The 5,063-nt window shown below is 73.8% G+C and carries 5 protein-coding genes; 3 read left to right on the top strand and 2 right to left on the bottom strand.

Annotated features, from left to right (window positions below; all coding sequences use genetic code 11):
* Positions 1 to 1,015: hypothetical protein (locus G3I41_RS14030; RefSeq protein ID WP_164400543.1), on the top strand; the 1,015-nt coding region annotated here is incomplete at its 5' end.
* Between the two features lie 51 nt (positions 1,016 to 1,066).
* On the opposite strand, the gene G3I41_RS14025 is transcribed toward G3I41_RS14030, so the two are convergent.
* Complete coding sequence (locus G3I41_RS14025; protein ID WP_164400542.1) at positions 1,067 to 2,347, bottom strand: ABC transporter substrate-binding protein; 1,281 nt, start codon at positions 2,345 to 2,347, stop codon at positions 1,067 to 1,069.
* Between the two features lie 183 nt (positions 2,348 to 2,530).
* Here G3I41_RS14025 and G3I41_RS14020 point away from each other — a divergent pair, with 183 nt between their 5' ends.
* Both G3I41_RS14020 and purU read left to right on the top strand, forming a co-directional pair.
* Positions 2,531 to 2,968 carry a hypothetical protein gene (locus tag G3I41_RS14020; protein ID WP_239081618.1) on the top strand — a complete coding sequence of 146 codons (438 nt, stop codon included), beginning with the start codon at positions 2,531 to 2,533 and terminating at the stop codon, positions 2,966 to 2,968.
* 28 nt (positions 2,969 to 2,996) lie between these two features.
* Positions 2,997 to 3,866 carry a formyltetrahydrofolate deformylase gene (purU, locus tag G3I41_RS14015; RefSeq protein WP_164400541.1) on the top strand — a complete coding sequence of 290 codons (870 nt, stop codon included), beginning with the start codon at positions 2,997 to 2,999 and terminating at the stop codon, positions 3,864 to 3,866.
* Positions 3,867 to 3,884: 18 nt separating this feature from the next.
* Here purU and G3I41_RS14010 read toward each other — a convergent pair.
* Positions 3,885 to 5,063: maleylpyruvate isomerase N-terminal domain-containing protein (locus G3I41_RS14010; protein ID WP_164400540.1), on the bottom strand; the 1,179-nt coding region annotated here is incomplete at its 5' end.

Raw genomic sequence — 5,063 nt, 5'->3', positions numbered from 1 at the left:
GGAGAACCCCGCGGAGTCCACGCAGTTCCTGGGCCGCGCCGCGCAGGCCCCGCAGGGCGGCGGCGGGGACGCCGAGGCGACCCAGTACATCCCCCCGGTGCCCGGCGGCGCCCCGTACGGCATCCGGCCCGGGGCGCCCGGCGAGCGGCAGCCGCCCGCCGAGTTCGACAACCTCTTCCGCAGCGACGCACCCGAAGGCGCGACGCAGCAGATGCCGCGGTTCGACCCGGCCCAGCAGCAGGCCCCGTACCAGCAGCCCCCGCGGCAGCAGCCGTACCAGGCGGGTCCGCCGCCGCAGCAGGGCTTCCAGCAGCCGCCCCCGTACAGCGGCCCCCAGGACGGGCCGGGGCGGGACGAGGGCGACGGCGGGCGGCGCAAGAAGTCCGGCGCGGTGCCGCTGATCGCGGCCGTCGTGGTCGGCTGCGCGGTGATCGGTCTGGGCGCCGGCGCGCTGATGAGCGGCGGCGACGACGACAAGGACGCCAAGCAGCCGGTGGCGTCCGCGAGTTCACCGGCCGCCGGGGAGGCGTCCGGCGAGAAGGAGCAGCCCGCCGCCGACCCGGCCAAGCCGCAGGCCGAGGCGCTGGACAAGCTCCTCGCGGACAGCAACAACAGCCGCGCCGCGGTGATCGGGGCGGTCGAGAAGACCAAGACCTGCACCGACCTGGACACGGCCGTCTCCGACCTCAAGGGCGCCGCGACGGAACGCCGCGACCTGGTCACGCGGCTCCAGGCGCTGTCCGTGGACAAGCTGCCGGACCACGACCGGCTGACGGCCGCGCTCACCACGGCGTGGCAGGCGTCCGCGTCCGCGGACGACCACTACGCCGCCTGGGCGGCGCAGGCCAAGAGCAAGAAGGTCTGCAAGCACGGGCACGCGAAGACGACCTCGCACACCAAGCAGGCCACCGTGAAGAGCGCCGAGGCCAGCAAGGCGAAGCAGGAGGCGTCCGGGCTGTGGAACAAGATCGCGGAGAAGTACGGCCTGACCAAGCGCCAGGCGACCGCCCTCTGACCTCCGGGCCCACCCGGGCCCGCTGGACCGGCCCGGCGCGCCCGCGCCGGTTCAGCGGGTCGCGCTGGCCTCGGCCATGGTCTCCGTGACGTCCACGAAGTCCTTCCGCGCCGCGACGAGCCGCCCGTCGCGCACCACCTGGAACGTCACCTTGCTGTTGACGACGCGCGGGTAGGACCGCGAGCCGATCATGTCCTCGTAGCGCCAGCGCAGCACGGGCGTGAGGCCCCCGGTGTCGGCGCGGACGCCCTTGCCGAGGGCCCTGGTGAGCTTCGACGCGGTGATCCCGGACTCGTGCATCGACTCGATGACCGACTTCAGCGCGGTGTACGCGATCCAGGTGGTCTGCACGCCCGGGTCGTCCGGGTCGATCCGGTTGTCGCCGAAGGCGTACGCGCGGATCACCTTCCGCATCGGGTCCCACCTGGCGTCGCCCGGGGGCGGGTACCAGCCGGTGACGTACGCCCCTTCGAACGGGCTGTCCCGGCCGCCGGTGCGGTCGATGAGCGGCTGCCCCACACTGCCGAGCACGGAGGCCACGCGCACGGTGGCGCCCTCCGGTTCCAGCCGCCGGAACGAGTCGAAGAAGGTCTCCGTGCGGTCGCCCAGCACGGACGTCACGCATCCGCCCGCCGCGTCCGCCCCGGAGAACGCGCGTCGCGCCTCCGCGTCGTACGAGGTGGCGCCCTCGGCGGCCGGTATGTCGAGCGGCAGGGGCCGGCCGGCGCCCTTGAGGCCGGTGCGCAGCAGCCATGCCTCGCTGTCGCCGGCCAGCGTGTCCGGGCGGACCAGCGTGACCCGGTCGCAGTCGTGCGACAGCTGCTCGGCGGTGCCGGCGAGCAGCGCGGACTGGCCCCCGGTCACCGGGTAGGACGCATAGCTGCGGAACTCCTCCTCGGAGGCGCCGTAACCGCCGATGTACGGGATGCCGGCGACCTCCAGCGGGGCCATGTAGGCCCGCCCGTGCCGGCTGTACGAGCCGACGACCGCGACCGCCTTCTCCTCGACGGCCTTGCGGGCGCAGTCCCCCGCCCCGGTCCAGGCGTCCTGTTCGTCACAGGTGACGACGCGCAGCTGGTGCCCGTCGATGCCGCCCCGCGCGTTGATCCAGCGCCCGTACGCCTGCGCCATGGCGGTCATCCCCGCCATGTTCTCGGCGTCCGGTCCCGAGGCGCCGCTCGGCGCCCAGGTCACGACGGTGACGGGCTCCCTGGAATCCCCCGATCCCCCAGGGAGCGCGCCGCAGCCGGACAGCAGCATGGCCCCGGCCGTCACCGCGCCGGTGAGCATTCCGAAGGAGCGGGAGGGGTGGGGGCGTCGCCGTCCGGTCATGGACCGAGACCTTTCCCCGCCCCGGGTAACGCCGTGGTGTGGAGCCGTCAACGGCCGGTGACGTCACCGTGAACGCCAGGGGCCGGTCATCGGCACCGAGAGGGGAACGTACGATCGACAACCGTGCAGCAAGGTTCCGAGAACTCTTCCCGTCGCGGCCGTCGCTCCTCCACCATGGGCGGCATGCCGCTCAACGACCTTCCGTGGTGGCGCTGGCGCAGCAACGTGCGCTCGGCGCTGCACATGCTCTCCGACCCCGTCTTCCACCGCGACTGCTGGCTGGCCGGCCGGGAGGGGTACGGCGACGTCACCGACGCCGTCTACCGCCTGGTCGAGGACACCTGGCTCGACAACTGGTCCGCCGAGAAGTACGTCGGCACGATCTTCCGGGACGCCACCGAGGCCGCCCTGGTGGACGCCGCCGTGCTCCGGGTGCTGCGCATCCTGCACCAGGTCGGAGCGGACGCACCCGTCTCCGTCTACCTGGAGCACCCGGGCTGGCCGGAGGCCGTAGCCGCCGCCCGCGAGGCGCACGTGCTGCTCGCCACCAACGACGGCGAGGACCCCGACGCACCGCCGCGCTCCCTGGACGTCCTCCGCATTCTGACCAGGTCCGCCTGAACCACGCCCCGTGTGGCACGCTACGGGGATGACCGCGCCGCAGCCTGCCCCCGACCAGTACGTCCTCACGCTGTCCTGCCCCGACAAACAGGGCATCGTGCACGCCGTGTCGAGCTATCTCTTCATGACCGGCTGCAACATCGAGGACAGCCAGCAGTTCGGGGACCACGACACGGGCCTGTTCTTCATGCGCGTCCACTTCTCGGCGGGCACCCCGGTCACCGTCGACAAGCTGCGGGCCAGCTTCGCCGCGATCGGCGACTCCTTCGCCATGGACTGGCAGATCCACCGCGCCTCGGAGCGCATGCGGATCGTGCTCATGGTCAGCAAGTTCGGCCACTGCCTGAACGACCTGCTCTTCCGGTCCCGGATCGGCGCCCTGCCGGTCGAGATCGCCGCCGTCGTCTCCAACCACCCGGACTTCGCCGAGCTGGTCGCCTCGTACGGCGTGCCCTTCCGGCACATCCCGGTGACCCGCGACAACAAGCCGCAGGCCGAGGCGGAGCTGCTGGACCTGGTCCGCGAGGAGGACGTGGAGCTGGTCGTCCTGGCCCGCTACATGCAGGTCCTCTCGGACGACCTGTGCAAGCGGCTCAGCGGCCGGATCATCAACATCCACCACTCCTTCCTGCCGAGCTTCAAGGGCGCCAAGCCGTACCACCAGGCGCACGCGCGCGGCGTGAAGCTCATCGGCGCCACCGCCCACTACGTCACCGCCGACCTGGACGAGGGCCCGATCATCGAGCAGGAGGTCGAGCGGGTCGGCCACGGTGTCACCCCCGACCAGCTCGTCGCCATCGGCCGGGACGTGGAGTGCCAGGCCCTGGCCCGCGCGGTGAAGTGGCACGCGGAACGCCGCATCCTGCTCAACGGCCGCCGCACGGTCGTCTTCGACTGAGCGGTTCCCCGGGCAGGGCTACAGCCGGCTGAGCGAGGCGGCGGCGGACAGCACGTCGCCGATCGCCTCGCGGTCCCCGCGCTGCCCGGCCGCCGCCTCCACGGGCGGCACGTGCCCCGCCACCAGCCGGCAGAACTCCACCCCGTCCAGCGCGACCTGCGCCACCGTGTGCTCGGCGGACCCGAGGGCTGCGGGGGAGTCCAGCGCGATGTACCAGTCGCCGCCGCCCGAGCCCTCGATCTCCAGGTGCAGCGAGCGCCCCGGGGCCCCGGCCGGCACCAGCCCTCTGGCCGGACCGGCGAGACCCGCCCGGCGCCGTGCCGCCAGCGCCCCCGGCAGCATCCGGACCGCCAGGTCGATCATCCGGTGCAGATGCCCGGCGGACGGCGGCTCGTACGGGTAGTCCACCGCCTTCGCGATGTCCCGCCCGTGCACCCAGCACTCGAAGGCCCGGTCGAGCATCGCGTCCTGCAACGGCAGCGCGAAGTCCCCGTACGGCACGGACAGCTCCGAGGCCCCGGGCCGCGCGAACGACACGGTCCTGATCAGCGTGTGGCTCTGCTCGCGCCACGGCTCCCGGACGGCGCGGGTGGGCGGGCGCCGGTCGGACGCCCAGTACGCCTCGGTGCGCGCGCTCGGGGTGAGCGGGGCGCCGGGAAGCGGGTCGTCGAGCCCGAGGGCGGCGCCCACCAGGCCGTCCACGCTCATCAGGTGCCCGATCACCCCGGCGACGGTGGTCCGGCGGCCCGCCTGCCGCTCGTCCTCGAACCACTTCAGCCGCACCGGGGCGTGCCACTCGGCGGCGTCGATGTCCCGCAGCAGCGCGTCGAGCCGCGCCGTCTCGGCGTCGTACGGGGCGGCCCAGCCGGGCACCGGGATCTTCGCGGGCCGCCGGTTCAGACAGCCCTCCAGCACCCGGGCCCGCAGCAGCGGATCGAGGTCCAGGCTCCGGTCGGTGTGCAGCAGCCCGACCGCGTCCCGCAACCGCAGCGCCTCGTCGGCGCAGGCGTCGCACGCGGTGAGGTGCGCCTCGACGGCCGCGGTCTCCTCGGCGGAGCAGGCGGCGAGCGCCCAGGCACCCAGGAGGGCCTGGAGCACGCGGTGGGGGAGGACCGGGGCGGGCGCCGCGGGCTCCGGCGGCGCCACGCGGCCCAGGTCGCCGAAGTCGTCCGCGGCGGCCCTGGGCCCCGGTATGCG

The organism is Streptomyces sp. SID9727 (assembly GCF_010550605.1).
In the GTDB taxonomy this organism is placed as follows: Bacteria; Actinomycetota; Actinomycetes; order Streptomycetales; family Streptomycetaceae; genus Streptomyces.
The sequence above is the reverse complement of the archived record's forward strand: the minus strand, read 5'-3'. Positions and strand labels throughout refer to the sequence as shown.